The following is a 21,299-nucleotide window of genomic DNA, read 5'->3' on the forward strand; positions in this document are numbered from 1 at the left end:
ACCGGCCGGCGGCGCGACGGGCCACTGTGCCCCGGCACCGGCCGCGCCGGCGCCGGGGCCTCGCGCTCCCACGCCGCAACTCATCCTACGGCGGCGCAGGTCCCGACGCCGCCCTCAGGCGCCGCCCAGCTCGAACCGGGCGAAGCGGCGCACCCGGATGTTCTCGCCCAGCTTGGCGATGGTCTGCTTGATCAAATCGCCCACGGTGATGGAATCGTCGCGGATGTAGGGCTGCTCCTCCAGGCAGACCTGGCTGAAGAACTTGTCCAGGCGGCCCTCGACGATCTTCTCCACGATGGGGGCGGGCTTGCCCTCGGCCTCGGCCTGGCGGCGCAGGACCTCCCGCTCCCGCTCCACCACCTCCGCCGGCACATCGTCACGGCGGACGTACTGGGGAGCGGTGGCCGCCACCTGCATCGCCAGCTCGTGGACCAGCTGCCGGAAGTCGTCGGTCGCGGCGACGAAGTCCGTCTCGCAGTTGACCTCGATCAGCACGCCGATGCGGCCCTGGCCGTGGATGTAGGCGTGGACCAGGCCCTCCGCCGTCTCCCGGCTGGCCTTCTTGGCGGCGGCCGCCATGCCCCACTCCCGCAGGAGCTCGGCCGCCTTGTCCAGGTCGCCACCCGCCTGTTCCAGGGCCTTCTTGCAATCCATCATGCCGGCGCCGGTCCGCGCCCGCAGTTCCGCCACCTGTTTCGCACTGACCGCCATGGACGGCCTCCTTTCCTGCCTCGATCCCCGCGGCGCCGCCGCGACCCGGCCCGGGCCCCGGCGGCGCCGGGCCGGGTCTTCAGGCCTCGACGACCTGGACGCCCTGCTTGCCCTCCAGGACGGCGTCGGCGATCTTGCCGGTGATCAGCCGGACGGCCCGGATGGCGTCGTCGTTGCCGGGGATCACATAGTCGACCTCTTCGGGATCGCAGTTGGTGTCCACGATGGCCACCACGGGGATGCCCAGCTTGCGCGCCTCGGAGACGGCGATCTTCTCCTTGCGGGGGTCGACCACGTAGACGGCGTCGGGCAGGTCCTTCATCCCCTTGATGCCGCCCAGGTACTTCTCCAGCTTCTCCTTCTCCCGCAGCAGGCGCGCCACTTCCTTCTTGGGCAGCCGTTCGAAATGACCGTCGGCCTCCATCTGCTCAAGCTCGGCCAGGCGATCGATGCGGGTGCGGATGGTGGCGAAGTTGGTCAGGGTGCCGCCCAGCCAGCGCTCGTTGATGTAGAACTCGCCGCAGCGGGTGGCCTCCTCGGCGATGGCCTCCCGCGCCTGCTTCTTGGTGCCGACAAAAAGAACGCGCCCACCCTGGGCGGCCAGCTCGCGGACGAAGTTGTACGCCTCGTCGAGAAGGCGCACCGTCTTCTGCAGATCGATGATGTAGATCCCGTTGCGCTCCATGAAGATGTAGGGGCGCATCTTGGGATTCCACCGGCGGGTCTGATGGCCGAAGTGGACGCCCGCTTCGAGCAGCTGCTTCATGGCCACGACCGGCACCGGCCCCACCTCCTTGCGGTTCGTTCCTCCGCCCCCTTCCCCAGGATGCGGAACCGGCGCGCCGCTGCGCCGCCAGCCGGCACCGCCGCACCCCTCCGGAGGCGTGTGATGTGCCCGCGCCGATCCGCCCGGTCCCTCGCCGCTGGCCTCCGCGAAAAGGCGGAAGAACCCGCCCGGCGGCGATCGGGCGACCGTGCACAAGCCGTTCGGTAGTATATCACAGGGTTTCCGGTGCGCCAACGAAAAGGGGCCGTGGGGGGCTGTGGAGCGGTGGGCAGCCGGGGGCCGGGGACGGTCAGGGCCGCCCGGTGGTGGGGAGCCGAGAAAGGGGCACCGTCGCCGCGCCGAAGGCGGGCTGGGCGGATCCGGTGTTCAAGCGGATGTAGACCGGGATCGCCAGGGGCAGCCGGTCGACGGGACGAACCGGCACCGGCTGCTGGGCCAGGCGGGTCGCCAGCCCCTCCACCAGCTGGCGCCCCAGCTGGCGGCTCCAGGGGCCGGACCAGGCGGCCAAGTGGGCGGGATCCAGCTGGACCTGGAGCTGGCGGCTCAGCTCGTCCCGCAGCTGCCGCTCCAGGGCGGCCGCCGCCTCGGGCGGCAGCTCCAGCCGGACGCCGTAGACGATGATCCCGGCCTCCCGCATCCGGGCCGCCAGCTCGGCGGCGATGGCCGCCGGCAAGCGCTCCCGCAGGGGTTCGACCACGGCGGGCAGCTGCCGGGCCACGGCCTCCTGGACCGCGGCCTCCGCCGCGGCGGCCAGGGGCGCCGCCTCGACCTCCACGGTCAGGCCCCGCTGGACCAGCTGCTGGATCGCGGCTCCCGCCAGCAGGGCGCTCACCAGCAGCCCGCAGGCGAAGCCGAGTCCGAAGCCCCGCATGCCCTCACCCCCGCCTGGCATAGTATGCCAGCCTTGTCCGCACCTATGCGGACGGGGCGCGGGGCAGGGTCCGGGCACCTCCGGCACCCGGCCTCAGACCGACCGGTCCAGCCGCCGGCCCTTCAAAGGCAGTTCCTCCGGCAGGGGGACGGGCCCCCGGCCGCCCGCCGGTGGCGATGCCGGGGCCGGGGCTGCGCCCCGGCCACCGGGCAGGGCCGCCTCCTCGCCGCGGGGCGAGGGATCCGGTTCCTCCCCCGAACCCGGGTGACCGGGGTCCCGGCCCTTCGGGCGGCCGCCGTCCCGGCCTCGCCGTCCGCCGCGGTCCCCGGCCGCCGGCGAGGGAAGGGGCGCCCCATCGGCGCCCGATCGCGGGGCATCCTCCGGCCGCCCGGCGGCCTCCATCCCGCCCGCAGAGGGGACCCGGGTGCGGCGCCGGGCCTCGTCCAGGCGGGCGGCGAAGCGCTGGGCCTGTTCCTCCCCCCGGGCCGCCTCGGCCGGCAGGCGCTGCAGCCGCTGCGCCTCGGCCGCCGACTGGACGGCGTGGGGTCCGTCCAATCCGCCGATGCTCACGGCCCGTCGCCCCCGTCCCCGCCCAGATGGGCCCGCAGGCGCAGGATGGCCCGGGTGTGGAGCTGGGAGACCCGGGAGGGGCTCACGCCCATCACCTCGGCGATCTCCTTGACGGTCAAGCCTTCATAATAGTAAAGGGTCACGACCAGGCGCTCCCGCTCGGGCAGGGCGGCCAGGGCCTCGGCCAGGCGCCGGCGCAGGTCGGCCAGGGTGGCGGCCGCCAGGGGGTCGGCGGCCGAGGGGTCGGCCAGCCGGTCCAGCACCAGCGCCGGGTCGTCGGAGTCGCTGGGCAGGACGTCGTCCAGGGAGACGACGGTGGTGCGGGCCAAGTCCCTCAAGAGCTCGCCGAACTCCTCGGGCGCCAGCCCCAGTTCCGCCGCCACCTCCGCGTCGTCCGCCGGCCGGCCCAGCCGGTTCTCCAGCCGCCGGTAACAGGCCTCCACCTCCCGGGCCCGGCGGCGCAGGCCCTGGGGGACCCAGTCCATCGCCCGCAGGCCGTCCAGCATGGCGCCGCGGATGCGGGTGTAGGCGTAGGTCTCGAACTTCACCCCCCGGCTGGGGTCGTAGCGCTTGATCGCCTCCATCAGGCCGAAGATGCCGTAGCTGATGAGGTCGTCCATCTCCACCTGGGGCGGCAGGTGGATCACCATCCGGCCCGCCAGGTAGCGGACCAGGGGCAGGTGCTCCCGGATCAGGGCCTCCCAGCTCTCGGGATCGGCCGTGGTCCGGTACCGGCGCCACAGTTCGGCCCGCTCCTGTCGCTGCTTCAGCTCCGCGGACACCCCGCTCCCCCCTCCGGCTCCTTGCCGGCCCGTCCCGGCCCTCCGGCCGGGGGCGGGCCCTAGCCGAGCACCCGGCGCCGCCGGGCCTGTTCCACCAGGATGAACCCGGCGATGCGGTCCTGCACCCGCGGGTCGATCTCCACGAACTCCAGGGCCGCGGTGAACCCGTCGCCCCGCTCCACCCGGACGACCCGGCCGGTGGCCTGGGCCTGCCAGCCCGGGAAGGCCAGTTCCACCCGCACCAGCTCGCCGGGGGGCACCGCCTCCGCCAGCAGGACCCGGCACCCGCCGCCGCTGACGTCCAGGGTGCGCCCCTCCAGGACCTGGGGCGGGTCGCCCCGCCGGTGGAGCCGGACGGGCAGTCGCACGTCCAGGCGCACCCAGTGGCGCCGCTGGACCCGCTCCACCCGCTGGGGCCAGGTCACCACCAGTTCCGGCTCCGGCTCGATGCGGGCGCCGGCCACGGTGGCGACGAAGCCGAAGAGCCCCCGGGCCCCGTCGCGGTCCTGGGGATCCCGGTAGACCACCTTGACGGCCTGGGCCGGCCGGGGCACCACCCAGCGCTGCCGCGCCATGGGCAAGGCCAGGACCAGGCCTTCCGGCGCCGTGCCCAGGACGTGGGTGCGGAAGGGCCCCGTCCCGTGGCCGGGCGGCGCGTCGTCGACGAAGGTCAGCTCCACCGGATGGCCGATCTCCAGCGGCAAGGGCTCGATCCGGTCCATCTCCTTCCCCCACTCCCCCATCCAGCCCGTCCCAAATCCCTGCTCCCCCGGCCCGGAACGCCCAGCGCCCCGAGCACGGCCTCCCGGACCGGCGGCGATCCGGGCCGGTCCCCACCGCCGTCAGCCGGTGCGGGCGGCCCGTCCCGGCCACAGCCGGGCCAGGTAGGCCAGGAGGCCGCCCGTGGCCGGCGGCGGGCAGTCCAGCAGCCGGCGGGCCATGGCATCGACGGCCCGGGCCGCCGGGCTCTGGGGCGCCGCCAGCAGCAGGGGGACCTGGCGGCGCACCGCCACCCGCACCTGGGGATCCAGCGGCACCAGGCCCAGGAGCCGGGGTTCCACCCCGAGGAACCGGCGGCAGACGCCGGCCAGCCGCGCGAAGGCGGTCTCCCCTTCCGCCGGCCGCTGCACCTGGTTGACCGCCACCCACAGCCGGGGGACGGCCCCTCCGCCGCGGGCCGCCACCAGCTTGATCACCGCGTAGGCATCGGCCAGGGCCGTGGGCTCCGGGGTCGTCACGACCAGCAGCTCCCGGGCGGCCAGCAGCTGGGGCCGCACCGCCCCGCCCACGCCAGCCCCGCCGTCGATCACCACCAGGTCCCAGCCCCGGCCCGCCAGCTGGCCCAGGACGTGACGCCAGCGCAGGCCGTCGACGGGCGGGAGCTCGGCCAGGCCGTGGCCACCGGCCAGGAGGTCGACGCCGCCCGGGCCGGGGACCACCGCCTCTTCCAGCCGGCAACGGCCCGCCAGGACGTCGGCCAGGTGCCGGGAGGCGCTGACACCGGCCAGGATCTCGGCGTTGCCCAGCCCCACGTCGGCATCCAGCAGCAGGACCCGGCGTCCCAGGGCCCGGGCGGCGATGGCCAGGTTGAGGCTGAGGTTGCTCTTGCCCACGCCGCCCTTGCCGCTGGCCACCAGGATCGCCCGGGCCTGCTCAGCCAACCCCGGCGCCGGCGAACCCATGGCGCGTCCCTCCCCCCGCCTGCGGCCGGCCGGACCGGGCCAGCCAGGCCTCCAGGGCCTCGGCGGACCCGGCCAGCAGGTCGTCGGGCACCCGCTGGCCGCACCCCACCAGGGCCAGGGGCAGCCCCCACCGGCCCGCCCGGGCCAGGACGGCCGCCGGGTCCAGGCATTCGTCCAGCTTGGTCAAGACCAGGTCCGTCACCCCCAGGCGGCGCCCCACAGCCACCAGGGCGGCCGCCTCGGCCCCGGCTAGGGTCGCCGGAAGAACCAGCAGCACCCGGGCCGGCCGCACCGCGGCCAGCAGGGCGGCCAGTTCCACCGCCACCTCGGGGAGCAAGAGGTTCCGCCCCGCGGTGTCGACCAGGGCCAGCGGGCCGGCGGGAGCCGCCTCCCCCAGCGCCTCCCGCCAGGCCGCGGCTTCGCCGGGCGCGTAGGCGACGGTCAGAGGCAGGCCCAGCAGCTCGGCATAGGCGCCCAGGGCGGCAGTGGCCCCCAGGCGGTAGGTGTCGGCGGCCAGCAGGGCGACGGGGCGCCCTTCGTCCAGCACGGCCCGAGCCGCCAGCTTGGCCACGGTGGTCGTCTTGCCGGCGCCGGTGGGCCCCACCAGGACCACGACCCCTCCCAGGGGCGGGCCCGGCGGCGGCAGGATCCGGGGGATCGCCCTCGCCCGGTCGCCCGGGTCGCCCTCCGGCCCCGCCCCCGCGGGTGGCTGCAAGGGGCCGGCAGCGGGCACCGCAGGCGGCAGCGCCTGGAGCCCCGGTGCCGGCCCGGGGCCGGTTCGTCCCGCTGTTCGGGAATCCGGTGCCGGCCGGGCCGGGGAGGTTACGGCCGGTGGGGCCAGGGGCCCGTCCCCGACGGCCACGTCAAGGCGCCGCGGGCTGTGGCCCGTCCCGTCCCCCCGGCCCGCCGGCCCCGGGTCCCGCGGAGACGGCCGGTCGCCGTCCCAAGCGGCCGTCACCTCCACCCAGCGGGGCCCCCGGCCGAACCAGGCCCACACGCCCCGCCCCCGCACCGGCCGGGCCTGCAGGATCACCGCGTCCGGCCCCATCTCGGCCCGCACCTGCTGCAGCGCCGCCCGCATGTCCGGCGCCCGGAAGCGCTTGATCTTCACGGCCGGATCACCCCCACCGTCTCCACCTGCAGGTGGGGCACCAGCTCATTATAGGAGACCACCACCAGCTGGGGGACCGCCGCCTCCAGCATCCGGTAGAGGTGCAGCCGGATGACGGGGGCGCACAGGACCACCGGTTCCACCCCCTGGGCGGCGACCCGGCGCACCTCGGCCTGGGCCGCCCGCAACAGGCGGCCGAGCCAGTCGGCGGGCACGGCCGGATGGCCGCCGGCGGGGGCCTGCTGCAGGGCCTCCCGGATCACCTGCTCCGCCGCCGGGTCCAGGGCCAGGACCCGCAACCGGCCCTCCCGCACCGGCAGGGACTCGGAGATCTGGGCCGCCAGCCGGTGCCGGACGAACTCGGTCAACAGGTCGGCGTCGCGGGTGGCGGGGGCCTGGTCGGCCAGGGCTTCGCCGATGGTCACCAGGTCGCGGATGGCCACGCCCTCCCGCAGCAGGTTCTGCAGCACCTTCTGGATCTCGCCCAGGGACAGGTTCTGCTGGAGCTCGTCGACCAGGGCCGGCGCCACCTGGCGCAGCCCGTCCAGGAGCTGCCGCGTGTCCTGCCGGGTCAGCAGGCGGTAGGCGTTCTGGCGCAGCAGCTCCGAGAGGTGGGTGGCCAGCACCGAGGCCGGGTCGACCACGGTGTAGCCCGCCAGCTCCGCCCGCTGCCGGTTCTCGGCCGGCACCCACAGGGCGGGCAGGCCGAAGGCCGGCTCGGTGGTCTCGATGCCTTCCACCGGTTCGGTCTCCAGGCCCGTGGCCATGGCCAGGTAGTGGTCGGGCAACAGCCGCCCGCGCCCGGCCTCGGCACCCCGCAGGCGGATCACGTAGGTATGGCTCTCCAGCATCACGTTGTCCCGCACCCGCACCAGGGGCACCACCACGCCCAGCTCCTGGGCCATCTGGCGGCGGATGGCCGCGATCCGGGCCAGCAAATCGCCGCCGCGGCTCTCGTCGGCCAGGCCGAGCAGGCCGTAGCCCAGCTCGATCTCGATGGGGTCGACGGGGACGGCCGTCACCGGCTCCGGTTCGGCCCGGGCGGCCGCCGCCTCCGCCTGGGCGCGGGCGGCCTCCTCCTCCGCCCGCCGCCGGGCCTGGAGCTGCAGGCCCCGGGCGCCGCCCGCCGCCACCCCGGCCAGGACGAAGAAGGGCAGCTTGGGAAGCCCCGGGACCAGCGCCAGCAGGGCCAGGAACACCGCCGCCACCGCCAGCACCCGGGGGTTGGAGAAGACCTGCCGCCGCAGGTCGCCGCCCAGGTGGTCCTCGCTGGCCGCCCGGGTGACCACGATGCCCGTGGCCGTGGCCAGGAGCAGGGCCGGGATCTGGGAGACCAGGCCGTCGCCCACGGTCAGCAGGGCGTAGGTCTGAAGGGCCTCGGCCGCCGGCCGCCCGTCCCGCAGCATGCCGATGAGCACCCCGCCCACCAGGTTGATCGCCGTGATGATCAGCCCGGCAATGGCGTCCCCCTTGACGAACTTGCTGGCGCCGTCCATCGCCCCGTAGAAGTCGGCCTCCCGGGCCACCTGCTGCCGGCGCCGCCGGGCCTCCTGCTCGTCGATCAGGCCGGCCGAGAGGTCCGCGTCGATGCTCATCTGCTTGCCCGGCAGGGCATCCAGGGTGAAGCGGGCGGCCACCTCCGCCACCCGCTCGGCGCCGCGGGTGATGACGACGAACTGGATCACCACCAGGATCAGGAAGACCACCAGGCCGACCACCAGGTCACCGCCGACCACGAAGTGCCCGAACTGCCGGATGATGGCCCCCGCGTCGCCCTGCAGCAGGATCAGCCGGGTCGACGACACGTTGAGCGCCAGCCGGAACAGGGTGGCCAGCAGCAGCAGGGAGGGGAACACGGCGATCTCCAGGGGCTCCTGGGTGTACATCGTCATCAGCAGCACAACCAGGGCGAAGGTCAGGTTGGCCGCGATCATGACATCCAGCAGGGCCGTCGGCAGGGGCACCACCATCATCACCACGATGGTGACGACCAGGGCCGCCACGACGGCGTCGGCCGACCCGGCCAGCCACCGCCCCGCCACGGCCAGGCCCCCCTCCCGGCCCACCGAGGAGCGGGCCATCTCAGCTCACCTCCCCCGTTCCCGGACGAACCGGCCCGCCGGCAGGCCTGCCCGGCCCAGAGCCCGGGCGGGAAGCCCTGCCCGCCGGCGCCGGCGCAGCGCCCCCGCCGGCGGCCGCCGCCGTCCCCCGCAGCCGCCAGACGAAGGCCAGCACCTCCGCCACCGCCACATAGAAGGCCGCCGGGATCTCCCGGCCCACCTCCACCGCCCGGTACAGCGCCCGGGCCAGGGCCGGTTCCTCCATCACCGGCACGCCGTGGGCCTCGGCCAGTTGCCGGATCCGCAGGGCCAGGCTGTCCAGCCCCTTGGCGACCACCACCGGGGCGGCCATGCGGGCCGGGTCGTAGCGCAGGGCGACGGCCACGTGGGTCGGGTTCGTCACCACCACGTCGGCCCGCGGCACCTCCTGCAGCATCCGCCGGCGGGCCAGCTGCCGCTGGCGCTGGCGCACCCGCTGGCGCAGCACGGGGTCGCCCTCGGCCTCCTTCTGGTCCTGCTTCCACTCCTGGACCGTCATCCACAGGGATTGCTGGTGCTCCCACCACTGGTAGGCGTAGTCCGCCAGGGCGACCAGCAGGTAGGCCAGGGCACCGCGCCACAGGAGGCCCTGGACGGCCTGCCCCGCCAGGGCCAGCACCGCCGGAACCGGTGCCCCGATGGCCCCCAGCAGGTCCGCCGCCGCCCGGACCAGGCCCGGCCCCAGGGCCGCCGCCAGGATGGCCAGCTTCACCGGGGCCTTCAAGAGCTCCACCAGGGCCCGCCGGGAGACCAGGCGCCCCAGGCCGGCCAGGGGGTTGACCCGCTCCCAGCGGGGGGCCACCAGGCCCGGCTGGAACAGCCCTCCCGACTGGACGAACCCGGCGGCCGCGGCCACCACCCAGCCGGCCAGGGCCAGGGGCACGCCGGCCGCCAGGGTGCCCCCCAGGGCCCACCGCCCCAGCGCCACCGCCTGGGCAACCGTCCAGTCCCCCGGCACGCCCAGGGGTGGCGCCGTCCACAGGTGGCGCGTCAGGTTGGCCACCGCCCGGGCGGCCGCCGGGACCAGGGTCCCGGCCAGGGCCGCCCCGGCCACCAGCACCAGGGCGGCCGTCAGGTCGGCGCTGCGGGCCACCTGGCCGCGCCGCCGGGCTTCCCGCAAACGCCGCGGGGAGGGCGGCAGGACCCGCTCCCCGGCGAAGAGCTGCAGGTTCATCCGCCGGGCCGGGCGCCGGTGCCGGGCGACCGCCGCGGGACGGGTCATCGGCCCATCGCCTCCACCAGTCGGGCCAGGGTGTCCCCCAGGGGCTCGACGAGGCCGCTCAGGGCGGCGGCCAAGGCGGGCAGGGCCACCAGCAGGGCGACCAGGGCCACGGCCACCTGCACCGGCAGGCCGGTGATGAACACGTTGAGCTGGGGCACCGCCCGGGAGATCATCCCCAGGGCGACCATGACCGCCGTCAAAACCGCCAGGATCGGCAGGCTCAGGAGCAGCGCCGTGCGGAACATCCAGCCGGCCAGGTCCAGGATCACGGGGACCCCGGCGGCCAGCCCCACGCCCCCGGGCGGGATGTGGCGGTAGCTCTCGGCCAGCGCCCGCAGGATCAGGTGGTGGCCGTCGGCTGCCAAGAGGAGCACCCACATCAGCAGGTAGAGGAAGTGGCCCAGCACCGGCATGGACTGGCTGGACACCGGGTCGAAGACCCCGCTCAGGCCGAAGCCGGTGGACAGGTCCAGCAGCTGGCCGGCCATCTGGACGGCGGCGAAAATCAGGGCGGTCACCAGTCCCAGGGCCAGGCCCGCCGCCACCTCCCCCAGCAGGGTGCCGGCATATCCCAGCACGGTGGGGGGCGGCTGGACCGGCGGCATCACGGGGAAGACCACCAGGGCCAGGAGCACCGCCAGCAGGGCCCGGGCCGGCGCCGGCACCAGGCCGCCGCCGAAGGCCGGGGAGGCGACGACCAGCCCCGCCGTCCGGCCCAGGCAAAGGAGGAAGCGGTTGAGCTCCGCCGTCGCGATGGCTGCCAGGTCCATCTCCACCCACCCCCTGTCCCGTGGTCACCAGGCCGGGCCGCTGGCCCGCCCGGCCCCGGCCGGGCCGGGAAGCCGCCCGCCCCGGCCGCCAGCTTGACGCGGCCTCAGCCCAGCACGCCGGGGATCGACTGGTAGAGCTGCACCGTGTACCGCACCAGGGTGGCCAGCATCCACGGCCCGAAGAGCAGCAGCGCCGCGGCCGCCGCCAGGATCTTGGGCACGAAGACCAGGGTCTGCTCGGTCACCTGGGTCGCCGCCTGCAGGACGCTGACGGCGACCCCGACCGCCACCGTCAGGACCAGGACCGGCGCGGCCACCAGCAGCCCGGTCCACAAAGCCTCCCGTCCCACCGTCAGCACCAGGGCGTCGGTCACGCCCCATCCCCCCTGCCTAGCCCGTCGCCCCGAAGGAGGCGAGCAGCGATCGCACCACCAGGTTCCACCCGTCGACCAGGACGAAGAGCAGGATCTTGAACGGCAAGGACACCAGCATGGGCGGAACCATCAGCATGCCCATGGACATCAGCGTGCTGGCCACCACCATGTCGATGACCAGGAACGGCACGTAGAGGATGAAACCGATCTGAAAGGCCGTCTTCAGCTCGCTGATGGCGAAGGCCGGGATCAGCACATAGGTCGGCACCTGGTCCCGGGAGGCGACGGGCCCCCGCCCCGAGAGCTCCAGGAACAGGGCCAGGTCCCGCTCCCGGGTGTAGCGGAACATGAACTCCCGCACGGGCTGCTGGGCCCGGTCCAGGGCCTCCACCTGGTCGATCCGGCCGTCCCGGTAGGGGATCCAGGCGTCCTGGTAGACCTGCTGCCACACCGGCGCCATGACGAACACGGTGAGGAAGAGGGCCAGGCCCACCAGGACCTGGTTGGGCGGCGCCTGCTGGGTCCCCAGGGCCCCCCGCAGGAAGGAGAGGGCGACGACGATGCGGGTGAAGCCCGTCATCATCACCAGGATCGCCGGGGCCAGGGACAGGACGGTCAGCAGCAGCAGGATCTGCAGGGCCGCCCCCAGGCCTTCGGGGCCGGTGGCGGGCTGCAGGGTGACGTTGACCTGGGGGATCATGGCCGGCCCGCCTCCCCGCCGGGGGCGCCCCGGTCCTGCCCTGGACGCCGGTCCAGGAGGCTCACCCCGTGGTCCGTCACCCCGAGGAGCAGCTCGTCCCCGTGCCAGCGGACGACGCAGAGGGCCCGCCGCCCGCCCAGGGAGACCACGGACCGCACCTCGACCCCCTGTTCACCCGCCCGAGGCCGCAGCCAGCGGGCCAGGGCCCGGCTGCCCCAGGCGGCCGCCACGATCACCAGAAGCGAAGCTAGAAGGAATTGGATCAGGCCGGTCCACATGGTTCCCCCGTCCCCCCGCCGTCTCGTCGCTGCCGCCAGCCGCCTTGTCGCCCCCACCGGCCGCCGCGGCGGACCCCGCCCTCCCGGCGGCCAGCCCGCCCGCCCGGCGGCCAAGGGCCTCCCCGATGGCCGCCCCCAGCCGGTCCGCCGACCAGGGCTTGGCGATCACGTCGGCCGCCCCCGCCCTCTGGTAGGCCACCACCGCCGCCCGGGTCGTCAGGGCGGTGCAGACCACCAGGGCCGCCGCGGGACAGGCCGCCTTGAGCCGGGCCAGCCAGGCGGCCGCCCCGGCCCCGTGGGAAGCCGGTTCCACCACCAGGACCCGAGCCCGGGCCAGCCGCTCTGCCAGCCAGGGCAGCGGCTCGTCGCCGGCCAGTTCGACCACCTCACAGCCCCACGGCACCAGGAGGGCGCGGATCTGGCCCCGGGCAAAGGCGGAGGGGTCGATCACCGCCACCACCGGCCGGCCCTGGGGCGGCGGGGCGGCCCCCCTCGCCGGGTCCTCAGCGGAGGCGCCGGAGCCGCTCGCCTGGGCTGACGATGTCGGTGATCCGGATGCCGAAGTTCTCATCGATCACCACCACCTCGCCCCGGGCGATGAGCCGGCCGTTGACCAGGAGGTCCACCGGCTCGCCCGCCAGGCGGTCCAGCTCGAGCACCGTCCCTGGCGCCATCTCCAGCAGCTCCCGCACCGTCCGCTGGGTCTGCCCCAGCTCCACCGTCAGCTGCAGCGGCACGTCCAGCAGCAGATCCAAGGTGCCGCGGGCCAGGGCGGCAGCCCCCTCCCGGTCCCCGGCGTCGGCCGCCCAGGGGTCGGCGGCCTCGGGCCCCCCGTGGAGGGGGAAGAACCCGGCCTCGACGCCGCCCGCCGGGTTGGGCCCCCCGCCGGGCGCCCCAGGGCCGCCGGGGCCTCCGGGGCCCACCGGGATCCGGCTCAGGGCCGGCTCGGCCGCCGCCGCGGCGGGGACAGCCTCACCGCCGGCCATCCCCCCGGCCATGCCCCCGGCCTGCGGGCCAGACCTTCCGCCTGCGGGCGACCGGCCCAGGGACGCCCCGCCCGGAACGCTGGCACCGGCCGCACCCGCACCCGTCGCGGGATCGGGGGCGTCGCCCGCGCCACCCGCCGGATCTCGCTCCCCCTCGCGGCCCCCGGCCCGGGGCCCGCCGCCGCTGGGCCGGGCGGATCCTCCCCCGCTGCCGCCGTCCCCCTGACCCGCCCCTTCCGGACCCGGCTCCCCATCCGGGCGACCCGCCGGCGGGTCTTGGCCGGATGCCGCCGGCAGGCCCCCGCCGGCTCCCTCCTCGGCCAGGCTGCGCAGGAGGGCGTCAATCTCCTCCTGAGACAACATCTCCCATTCGCCCGTCCCCATGGCCCTGTGCCTCCTCTGCCACCCGTTCCACCACTTGCACCGCCAGGTGGTGCCCGGCCTGGCCCGGCACGCCCCGGAACTTGCGCCGCCCCGCCACCAGCACGTCGACCAGCCCCCCGGCCCGGGTGTCCAGCCGCAGCACGTGGCCGGGCGCCAGGTCCAGCAGCTCCCGCACCGTCAGCCGGGTTCGTCCCAGCACCACCGAAACCGGCAGGGGCACCTGGCGCAGGCCCTCCTCCCACCGGTCCCGGGTCCGGGACGGGGACTTGGTCTCCCGGGCGTAGTACTGGTGGACGGCCAGGCGGGGCAGCAGGGGTTCCAGCAGCGGGTAGGGCAGGCAGATCCGCCACGCCCCCGCCTGCTGGCCGAAGCGGACCGACAGCACCACCCGCACGGCGATCTCGTTGGGCGCCTGGACCTGGACGAACAAGGGGTTGGCCGCCACGGTGACCAGCTCGCCCTGGACCTGGACCAGCTGGCTCCATCCCTCGGCCAGGGATCCCAAGAGCCCCTGGAGGATGGCCCGCATCACCACCGTCTCGATCTCCGTCAACCCCCGGCCGGCGGGCTCGGCCGTCCCCGGGCCGCCGAACAGCCGGTCCACCATGGGGAAGGCGATGGAGGGCTCCACGTCCATGACGGCGCTGCTCTCCAGGGGCGGCAGGTTGAAGACCGCCAGCACCGTGGGATTGGAGAGCCCGGTGATGAACTCGCCGTAGGTGGTCTCCTCCACCTCCAGCACCGCCACCTCGACCACCGTGCGCAGCTGCCCCGAGAGGAAGCCCGTCGCCAGGCGGGCCACGTTCTCGTGGACCATGGCCAGGGTGCGGAGCTGTTCCTTGGAGAACTTGTCCGGGCGCCGGAAGTCGTAGAGGCGGATCACCGGCGCCCTGCGGCCGCCCTTGCGGCGCATGGCCTGGTTCACCCTGCGGACCTCCCTACCTGCCCACCGTCCTCGCCACCGGCGGTCACTGGACGATCAGGTCGGTGATCAGCACGTCCAGGATCGGCAGGGCGCCGGCCGCCCCCGGCCCGGCCGCCCCGGCCCCACCGGAGCCAGCCGCCCCGCCCCCGGCCGGCGGGTGGCCGCCGCCACCGCCGGTCGAACCGGCCGGTGCCGCGCCGCTCCCCGGTTCGGCGGCGCCCGGGGTACCGGTTCCAGCGGCCGGGTCCCCCCTCCCGGTCAGGACGGCCCAGACCGCCTGCCGCAGCCGGTCCATGCCCGCCGCCCCCGCCAGGTCGGCGGCCGTCATCCCCCGGAGGACCCGGTACACCTGGTGCCGCACCTCGGCCGTATGGCCGTGCTCCAGCTCGGCGGCAGCCTCCTCCCCGGCCACCCGCAGGACCAGGGCCACCTGGACCACCCGGCCGTCCCGCAGGTTGGTGGTGAAGGGCTCCAGGGCCACGTCCACCGGCTCCGGCGGAGGCGGCGGCTCGCCCGCCCCCGCCCGGGTCGCCGCCCACCAGGTTCCTGCGCCCACCACCAGGGCCGTGGTCACGACGATCAGCAGCATCCGCACCTTGCCTTTCACCTGGCGTCACCGTCCTCCCACCCGGCATCCGCCCTGGACGGGCCCGCGGCTGGTGGCGGGCCGGCCGCCCCACTCCCCGCGGCGGCCGGCGCCATGGCGGCCTCCGGCCGGTGTCCAGTCACCGGCCCGCTGCCACCCCCGGCGCCCTGCCCGGCCGGTTCGTCCCGCCCCACCCCTGCCAGGATCCGGCGCCGGTAGGCGACGACCCGCTCCACCAGCACGTCCACCGGCTCCTTGACGACCAGGCGGCGACCGGTGGTCAGGGTGATCACCGTGTCCGGCGTGGCCTCCAGGGTCTCGATCAACTCGGCGTTGACCACCAGCTGCCGGCCGTCCAGCCGGGTCACCGGCACCACCGGGCTCTCCCTCCCATCCTCCCGGCCGCGCCTCCGGGGGCGGCCACCACCCCGCCGGCGGCGGGCGGGCCTTCCGCCCGTCCGCGCAGCGTCACCGCTTGAGGTTCACCAGCTCCTGGAGCATCTCGTCGGAGGTGGTGATCACCCGGGAGTTGGCCTGAAAGCCCCGCTGGGTGACGATCATGTCGACGAACTCCCGGGACAGGTCCACGTTGGACATCTCCAGGGCGCCCGGCGTCAGGGCGCCCCGCCCGCCGGTCCCCGCCTCGCCGATCCGGGCGACCCCCGAGTTGTTGGACGCCCAGTAGAGGTTGCCGTCCCGCAGCAGGCCCGCCGGGTTCGCGAAGGAGGCCAGGGCCACCTGGGCGATGGGCTGGGTCATCCCGTTGGAGAAGGTGCCGGTGATGGTGCCCGAGGGGTCGAAGGCGAAGGAGGTCAGCTGGCCGGCGGGGTACCCGTCGGCGGTCGCCTCGACGGTGGACGGGCCCGCGTACTGGGTCAAGGCCGAGAAGTCGACGGTCAGGGTCATGGGCGCGGCGCCAGCCGGGGCGAAGTTCACCGTGGCCGGGCTGCCGGCCGTCAGCACCCCGGCGTTGCTGAAGGTCAGGGTGCCCGTCGCCAGCGAGCTGGAGGGATTCGCTGCATCGGCGGCGCTCCAGGACCACTGGTTCGTCCCGGTCCGGGTGAAGGTGAAGACCAGGGTGTGGGGGTTGCCCAGGGAGTCGTACACGTCGACGGCCTGGGTCAGGGCGGCGGAGGTGGGCGCCGTGGCATCCAGGTTGCTCGTCCAGGTCACCCGGGTGCTGGCCTGGGCCGGGACGGACAGGTCGACGGGGACCCGGATGGGACCCAGGTTCAGGGCGTCCCGGGCGGGCAACACCCCGCCCGCCGCCTGCCAGCCCAGGACCCGCAGCCCGTCGGCGTTGACCAGGTAGCCCTCGGCGTCCAGGCGGAAGTCGCCCGCCCGCGTGTAGGCGTACCCGCCGGTGGCATCCTGGACCACGAAGAACCCGTCGCCCTGGATGGCCAGGTCGGTGGCGACGCCCGTCACCTGGGGATTGCCGGCCTGGTGGATCACGTCGATGCCGCCCAGGGCGGTGCCCAGGCCGATCTGGATCGGGTTCGCCCCCCCGCGGGCGGGACCCGCCGGCGCCGACGCCCCGCGCAGGGTCTGGTTGAACAGCTCCTTGAAGGTGACCCGGCTCGCCTTGAAGCCCACCGTGTTGACGTTGGCGATGTTGTTGCCGATGACGTCCATGCGGAGCTGGTGGTTCTGCAGCCCCGAGATGCCGGCATACAGGGAGCGCATCATGGCGCCTCACCCTCCCTCAAGGTCATCCCCCTGGATGAAGGTCCTCGTCCCGGTTGGAACCGGCCATCTGCTGGGTGGCCTCCCCGCCGCCGTCCGGCGGCTCCACCAGCCGGAGGCCCAGGACGTCGGCCCAGGCCACCGGTTGCCCGTCGAGCAACAGGCCCGGGGCCGCCGGATCCATTCGCACCCCGGTCACCGTCCCCAGCCGCACCCCCTGGGCCGTGGTGACCTCCACCGCCCGGCCCAGCAGGGGCAGGGCCGAGAGGCCGCTCAGGGCGGCCCGCAGGGCCCGGGTCTCCTCCAGCTGGGTCAGCTGGGCCAGCTGGGCGACGAAAGCGGTGTCCTGCATCGGCTGCAGGGGATCCTGGTACCTCAGCTGGGCGGCCAGCAGCCGGAAGAAGGCATCGGGTGCCAGTCCTCCGGGTTCCGCCGCCGGCCGGGCGGTGGAACCGGCCCCCGCCGGCGCGCTTCCCGCCAGCTGGGTCCCCGCGCCCGAAGAAGTGCCCCTTGGGCCCGAGTACCCGGTGCGGGCGGCCAGGCCGAACCGGCCACCCGCTCCCTCCCACCGGCCCGTGACGGCCATACCGTCCATGCCCGTCCCCCCTTCTCGCGACCAATCCCGCCGGGGCGAAGCCGCCCTTGGCGAACGCCCTCCCGGGCCCATCCGCCCCGGACTCAGATCCGCACGTCCAGCCGCCCCCAGCCAGGACCGGCCCGCCCCGGACCGCCGCCGGGGGACGCGGCCACCACACCCTCGCCGGCGGCCCCCAGGCCCCCCACACCGGCCCAGCGGGGATGGGGGCCGCCGTGGTGGCCCGGATCGCCCGGCCCGGGCTGGCCGCTTCCGCTGCCGCCCCCCAGGCCGACCTCCAGCCCCGTCAAGGTGTAGCCCCGCGACATTAGCGCCTGGCGGAGATCTTCCAGGTGCCGCTGGACCAGGGCCAGGGTGTCGGGGTGGAAGACGGTGATCCGGGCGGCCAGAAGGCTACCGTCACCCGCCACCTCCACGTGGATCGGGCCCAGGTGGGCCGGCGCCAGCTCCAGGCGCACCCGGTGTCGGTCGCCGCTCCGGTGCCACTCCAGGCCCTCGATCCAGCGGGTGACGGCGGCGACCCAGTGGTCGGCCGGCACGGGCCCGCTGCCGTCAAACCCTGGGCCCGTAAGACCCGCCGCGCCCGCCCCTGGCACCCCCACCCCCAGGGCGCCCCCGGAGGCAAGGGCCACCGGCACCGGGGCATCGCCGGCGGCGGCCCGGCCTCCGGCCATCGCACCGGCGGCCGCCCCGCCCAGGGCCACGGCCGGCCGGCCGTTGGCTGGGCCCGCCATGCCACTGGCCCCGGCTGGGAGGGACCCGCCCGCCGCCGCTGCAACCCGGGCCGCCCCGTCGCCCGGCGCCAGGGCTTGCGCAAGGGCTGCGGCGGGAAGGCCCGCAGTGGCGGTAGAGCCCGCACCTCCCAGGGCCGCGCCAGGGATGGCGCCGGGCCCGCCCGGGCCACCGGCCGGCAACACCGACGCCCCCTGATCGAAGGGGCCTGCGGCGCCCCCCGCGGGAGCCGGGGACGGGGCCGCGACGGGGGCACCGGGCCCTGCACCGGGGTGAATGGCCCCGGACCCGGCCCCGGCGGCCATCGCCGCCGGGGCCCAAGCTCCCGTGGCGGCCATCGGGGCGGTGGCCGTTGCGGCGGCCGCCCCGGTCCCTGCAGGGGCTCCCAAGCCGGGGGCGGCACCCCCCGCCCCGCCCGGGCCGGCGGCGCCGGGAACAGGCGACGTTGGCGTCCCGTGGCCCGAGGCGGGCCCGGCGGCGCCCGAACCCGGACCGCCGGCGGCCGTTGCACCCTCCGCCGGCGATCCGGCCGCCCGGAGGGGCGGTGTCGCCCCGCCGGCCGCCCCCGCCGCGGCGATCGAGTAGCTGCCACCCCCGGATGATCCGGGGCCGCCCCCCGCCGGGGCCGCTCCCCCAGGGTTCGGGGTGCCGGCGCCGGGGCCGCCGTCCCGGGCAGCCCCGGGTTGCCCGGCGGCGCCCGGGCCACCTTCCCCGCCGGCCGCAGGGGCCCCGGCGGGACCCGACGCCGCCTTTGCCGGCCCCTGGGCCTCGCCGGCCGGCCCGCCGGCCGCAGCGCCCGCACCGGTCGCCCCCCGGCCTCCCGGCTCGGAGGCCCCGGCTGGACCCCGTTCCCTGTCGACGCCGCCCGCGGTCTTGGAAGAGGCGGGAGCGTCAACCCCGGGCCGAGCCGCAGCGTCCGATCCCGGTACCGGGTCCCGGCTCGCCCCGGCCTGGTCCGCCCGCGCCCGGTGGCCGTCGTGGCCGCCGGCGACCGCCGCCGCCACCGGTTCCCGGTGGGCCACGCCGCCGCGGGGCCCCCGGTCTGGTGATGTCCCGTCACTCCCGGGAACCGGCCGGAGTTCGGGCACGGCGGCCGGGAGCGGCGGCGGCACCGCCCCCAGGATCCCAAGGCCCACCGCCGGCACCAGGGCCAGCGGCGGTTCCAGCCCCTCGGTGGCCCCCTGGCCCGCGCCCTCCTCCCGGACCGGCTTGTCCCCGGGCCGGGAGGGGTCCGACGGGGCGGCCGCCAACCCGCCCCGCGCCCTGCCGGCGGCTTCCAGGCGGCGGGTCTGCCCCAGCAGCTGGACCCAGAACGCCTCCGGCCCCTGGCCGCCGTCCCGCACCGGCCGCCTCCCGCCCGGACCCGGTGCCGCGCCAGCGCCGCCGGTTCCGGCCACCGCACCCGCCGGGGCGGGTGCGGTGGCCGGCGGACCCCACTCAGCGGATCCCATGCTCCGGCCCCCCTTCCCCCACCGGCCTCCGGCCGGCCACTTCGTCGATCTGGGCCTGTTCCCGGCGGACCGCCTCCTGGCGCTGGCGGGCCTGGTGCCGGTCGAACAGGCGCTGGTAGGCCTGTTCCTCCCGCCGGGCCTCGAGGGCCACCTGCCGCCGGGCCGCCGCCTCCCGCTCCAGGACCTCTGCCCGGCCGGCGGCCGCCTCCTGGCGCCGGCCCAAATGCTCGACCTGGCGCCAGAGGGCTGCCATCTCCAGGGCCGTGCGGGCGCCGGCGGCGATCAGGTCACCGGCCGCCTGCCGGCGCTGGTGTTCCAGTTGCGACGCTTCCTGCCGGGCCTGATCCGCCCGGGCCTGCCACCGGCTCCACTCGCCCAGGCGGGCCAGGGCCTCCAGCCTGCGGACCGTCCACACCCGCTCCAGGCGAAAGGGCTCGTTCTTGGCCATGGATCGTCCGCCCCCCGTCCCCGAGTCCCGTCCTGCCGTTCCGCCCAGCCCCCGGCGCCCGCTCCCGGCCCTAGCCGCCGGCCACCTCTTGCAGCCGGGCCACCGCCTCGGCGAAGGGCGCCGCCTCGTCCCGCCCCTGGGCCAGGAAGGCGCGGATGGCCGGCATCCGCTCCAGCGCCCGGTCCACGTCGGGGTTGGTGCCCCGCTGGTAGGCGCCGATCTCCACCAGATCCCGGGCCTCCCGGTAGGCCCCCAGCCACCGCCGCAGGCGCTGGGCCGCGGCCCAGTGGGCCGGTTCGACCAGCTCCGGCATCAGCCGGCTGACGCTGGCCAGCACGTCGATGGCGGGGAACTGGCCCTCCTCCGCCAGCTGCCGGGAGAGGACGATGTGACCGTCCAGGGTCCCCCGCACCGCGTCGGCGATGGGCTCGTTGAAGTCGTCCCCGTCGACCAGGACCGTGTAGAAGCCGGTGATGCTGCCCCGGGGCCCGGTCCCCGCCCGCTCCAGCAGCTTCGGCAGGGCGGCGAAGACCGACGGCGGGTAACCCCGGGTGGCCGGCGGCTCCCCCACCGCCAGGCCCACCTCCCGCAGGGCCATGGCGTACCGGGTGACCGAATCCATCACCAGCAGCACGTGCCGGCCCCGGTCGCGGAAGAACTCGGCGATGGCCGTCGCCACCTGGGCCGCTTTGATCCGCACCAGGGCGGGCCGGTCGGCGGTGGCCGCCACCACCACCGTCCGCCGGCGGGCCCCGGCCAGGTGGTGGTCGACGAAGTCCCGCACCTCGCGGTTGCGCTCGCCGATCAGGGCGACCACGACCACGTCGGCGGCGGTGTGGCGGGTCATCATCGCCAGCAGGGTGCTCTTGCCGACGCCGCTGCCGGCGAAGATGCCGACCCGCTGGCCGCGGCCGCAGGTGAGCAGGGCGTCGATGGCCCGGACTCCGACGGGCAAGGGCTCCCGGATGGGCCGGCGGCTCAGGGGTGGCGGGGGATCGGCCTCGGCCGCATACCAGGCCTCGGCCCGAACCGGCCCCAGCCCGTCTAGCGGGCGACCCAGCCCGTCCAGCACCCGGCCCAGCAAGGCCTCCCCCACGGCCACCCGGAAGCCCTGGCCGGTGGCCTCGACCAGGCTGCCGGGCCGGATGGCCTGGGCCGCCCCCAGCGGCATCAGCAGGGTACGGGGGCCGCGGAACCCCACCACCTCGGCGGGCAACGGCGCCTGGCCCGGCCGGTGGATCCAGCAGAGCTCTCCCAGGGAGCTGACGGGGCCCCGGGCTTCCACGGCCAGTCCCACCACCTGGTCGACCCAGCCCAGGCACGGCCGGGGCTCCGCGGTGGCCACCGCGGCCCGCAGCCGCGGCCAGTCGAGAAGGCCGGGCAAGGCGCCGGCGGCCGGTGGAACCGGAGCCAGGGGAACCGGAGCCGGGGGAACCAGAGCCGGCGCGGCCGCCGCGGCTTTCGCCGCTGCCGGCGGTGCCGCCGGCACCCCTGCCGGAACCGGCGAAACCCCACCGGCTCCCGGCCCCTCCCCCCTGGTCACGCTCCT

At 76.1% G+C, this 21,299-nt stretch carries 23 protein-coding genes and 1 pseudogene; all 24 read right to left on the reverse strand.

The window, feature by feature from the left end:
• Window positions 1-114: 114 nt before the first annotated feature.
• Window positions 115-711 carry a translation elongation factor Ts gene (tsf, locus tag ACYQ02_RS02365; protein ID WP_460038834.1) on the reverse strand — a complete coding sequence of 199 codons (597 nt, stop codon included), beginning with the start codon at window positions 709-711 and terminating at the stop codon, window positions 115-117.
• Between the two features lie 79 nt (window positions 712-790).
• Entirely contained in the window at window positions 791-1,492 is a 702-nt protein-coding gene (gene rpsB, locus ACYQ02_RS02370) for a 30S ribosomal protein S2 (protein WP_460038835.1), read from the reverse strand.
• A gap of 295 nt (window positions 1,493-1,787) precedes the next feature.
• Window positions 1,788-2,369, reverse strand: coding sequence for a hypothetical protein (locus ACYQ02_RS02375; RefSeq protein ID WP_460038836.1), 582 nt, complete (start codon window positions 2,367-2,369; stop codon window positions 1,788-1,790).
• Window positions 2,370-2,462: 93 nt separating this feature from the next.
• Window positions 2,463-2,939 carry a hypothetical protein gene (locus ACYQ02_RS02380; RefSeq protein ID WP_460038837.1) on the reverse strand — a complete coding sequence of 159 codons (477 nt, stop codon included), beginning with the start codon at window positions 2,937-2,939 and terminating at the stop codon, window positions 2,463-2,465.
• Entirely contained in the window at window positions 2,936-3,721 is a 786-nt protein-coding gene (locus tag ACYQ02_RS02385) for a FliA/WhiG family RNA polymerase sigma factor (RefSeq protein ID WP_460038838.1), read from the reverse strand. Before ACYQ02_RS02385 ends, ACYQ02_RS02380 begins: the two co-directional genes overlap by 4 nt.
• Before the next feature lie 59 nt (window positions 3,722-3,780).
• Window positions 3,781-4,464, reverse strand: a complete 684-nt coding sequence (locus tag ACYQ02_RS02390) for a flagellar brake protein (RefSeq protein WP_460038839.1) — start codon at window positions 4,462-4,464, stop codon at window positions 3,781-3,783.
• Window positions 4,465-4,563: 99 nt separating this feature from the next.
• Window positions 4,564-5,403 carry a MinD/ParA family protein gene (locus tag ACYQ02_RS02395; protein ID WP_460038840.1) on the reverse strand — a complete coding sequence of 280 codons (840 nt, stop codon included), beginning with the start codon at window positions 5,401-5,403 and terminating at the stop codon, window positions 4,564-4,566.
• Window positions 5,375-6,514 (reverse strand): flagellar biosynthesis protein FlhF, encoded by a 1,140-nt coding sequence (locus ACYQ02_RS02400; protein ID WP_460038841.1) that lies wholly within the window; start codon window positions 6,512-6,514, stop codon window positions 5,375-5,377. Before ACYQ02_RS02400 ends, ACYQ02_RS02395 begins: the two co-directional genes overlap by 29 nt.
• On the reverse strand, window positions 6,511-8,595 hold the full coding sequence (gene flhA, locus ACYQ02_RS02405) for a flagellar biosynthesis protein FlhA (protein ID WP_460038842.1): 2,085 nt from the start codon (window positions 8,593-8,595) through the stop codon (window positions 6,511-6,513). Before flhA ends, ACYQ02_RS02400 begins: the two co-directional genes overlap by 4 nt.
• 1 nt (window position 8,596) lies before the next feature.
• The gene (locus tag ACYQ02_RS02410) at window positions 8,597-9,835 is read right to left on the reverse strand and encodes an EscU/YscU/HrcU family type III secretion system export apparatus switch protein (RefSeq protein WP_460038843.1); all 1,239 of its coding nucleotides are present in this window, start codon (window positions 9,833-9,835) and stop codon (window positions 8,597-8,599) included.
• A complete protein-coding gene (fliR, locus tag ACYQ02_RS02415) occupies window positions 9,832-10,605 on the reverse strand; it encodes a flagellar biosynthetic protein FliR (protein WP_460038844.1) in 774 nt (257 codons plus the stop codon). The genes ACYQ02_RS02410 and fliR overlap by 4 nt, the downstream gene beginning before the upstream one ends.
• A gap of 104 nt (window positions 10,606-10,709) precedes the next feature.
• Window positions 10,710-10,979 carry a flagellar biosynthesis protein FliQ gene (gene fliQ / locus ACYQ02_RS02420; RefSeq protein WP_460038845.1) on the reverse strand — a complete coding sequence of 90 codons (270 nt, stop codon included), beginning with the start codon at window positions 10,977-10,979 and terminating at the stop codon, window positions 10,710-10,712.
• Window positions 10,980-10,995: 16 nt separating this feature from the next.
• Window positions 10,996-11,679 carry a flagellar type III secretion system pore protein FliP gene (gene fliP, locus ACYQ02_RS02425; protein ID WP_460038846.1) on the reverse strand — a complete coding sequence of 228 codons (684 nt, stop codon included), beginning with the start codon at window positions 11,677-11,679 and terminating at the stop codon, window positions 10,996-10,998.
• Window positions 11,676-11,837 (reverse strand): flagellar biosynthetic protein FliO, encoded by a 162-nt coding sequence (locus ACYQ02_RS02430; RefSeq protein WP_460038847.1) that lies wholly within the window; start codon window positions 11,835-11,837, stop codon window positions 11,676-11,678. Before ACYQ02_RS02430 ends, fliP begins: the two co-directional genes overlap by 4 nt.
• 13 nt (window positions 11,838-11,850) lie before the next feature.
• The gene (locus ACYQ02_RS02435) at window positions 11,851-12,414 is read right to left on the reverse strand and encodes a DNA-binding transcriptional response regulator (protein WP_460038848.1); all 564 of its coding nucleotides are present in this window, start codon (window positions 12,412-12,414) and stop codon (window positions 11,851-11,853) included.
• 46 nt (window positions 12,415-12,460) lie between these two features.
• Window positions 12,461-12,712 (reverse strand): annotated as a pseudogene (fliN, locus tag ACYQ02_RS02440) (flagellar motor switch protein FliN); the annotation flags it as partial.
• Window positions 12,713-13,283: 571 nt separating this feature from the next.
• Window positions 13,284-14,252 carry a flagellar motor switch protein FliM gene (gene fliM, locus ACYQ02_RS02445; RefSeq protein ID WP_460038849.1) on the reverse strand — a complete coding sequence of 323 codons (969 nt, stop codon included), beginning with the start codon at window positions 14,250-14,252 and terminating at the stop codon, window positions 13,284-13,286.
• Between the two features lie 43 nt (window positions 14,253-14,295).
• Window positions 14,296-14,859: a flagellar basal body-associated FliL family protein gene (locus ACYQ02_RS02450; RefSeq protein ID WP_460038850.1), complete on the reverse strand. Its 564-nt coding sequence runs from the start codon at window positions 14,857-14,859 to the stop codon at window positions 14,296-14,298.
• Window positions 14,856-15,215: a flagellar FlbD family protein gene (locus ACYQ02_RS02455; protein ID WP_460038851.1), complete on the reverse strand. Its 360-nt coding sequence runs from the start codon at window positions 15,213-15,215 to the stop codon at window positions 14,856-14,858. Before ACYQ02_RS02455 ends, ACYQ02_RS02450 begins: the two co-directional genes overlap by 4 nt.
• A gap of 91 nt (window positions 15,216-15,306) precedes the next feature.
• The gene (locus ACYQ02_RS02460) at window positions 15,307-16,527 is read right to left on the reverse strand and encodes a flagellar hook protein FlgE (protein WP_460038852.1); all 1,221 of its coding nucleotides are present in this window, start codon (window positions 16,525-16,527) and stop codon (window positions 15,307-15,309) included.
• 22 nt (window positions 16,528-16,549) lie between these two features.
• A complete protein-coding gene (locus tag ACYQ02_RS02465) occupies window positions 16,550-17,119 on the reverse strand; it encodes a flagellar hook assembly protein FlgD (protein ID WP_460038853.1) in 570 nt (189 codons plus the stop codon).
• Window positions 17,120-17,202: 83 nt separating this feature from the next.
• Window positions 17,203-17,853 (reverse strand): flagellar hook-length control protein FliK, encoded by a 651-nt coding sequence (locus tag ACYQ02_RS02470; RefSeq protein WP_460038854.1) that lies wholly within the window; start codon window positions 17,851-17,853, stop codon window positions 17,203-17,205.
• A gap of 1,435 nt (window positions 17,854-19,288) precedes the next feature.
• The gene (locus ACYQ02_RS02475; RefSeq protein ID WP_460038855.1) at window positions 19,289-19,750 is read right to left on the reverse strand and encodes a flagellar export protein FliJ; all 462 of its coding nucleotides are present in this window, start codon (window positions 19,748-19,750) and stop codon (window positions 19,289-19,291) included.
• Window positions 19,751-19,820: 70 nt separating this feature from the next.
• Complete coding sequence (locus ACYQ02_RS02480; RefSeq protein WP_460039031.1) at window positions 19,821-21,134, reverse strand: FliI/YscN family ATPase; 1,314 nt, start codon at window positions 21,132-21,134, stop codon at window positions 19,821-19,823.
• Between the last annotated feature and the right edge of the window lie 165 nt (window positions 21,135-21,299).

This window comes from Thermaerobacter litoralis, from assembly GCF_054654595.1.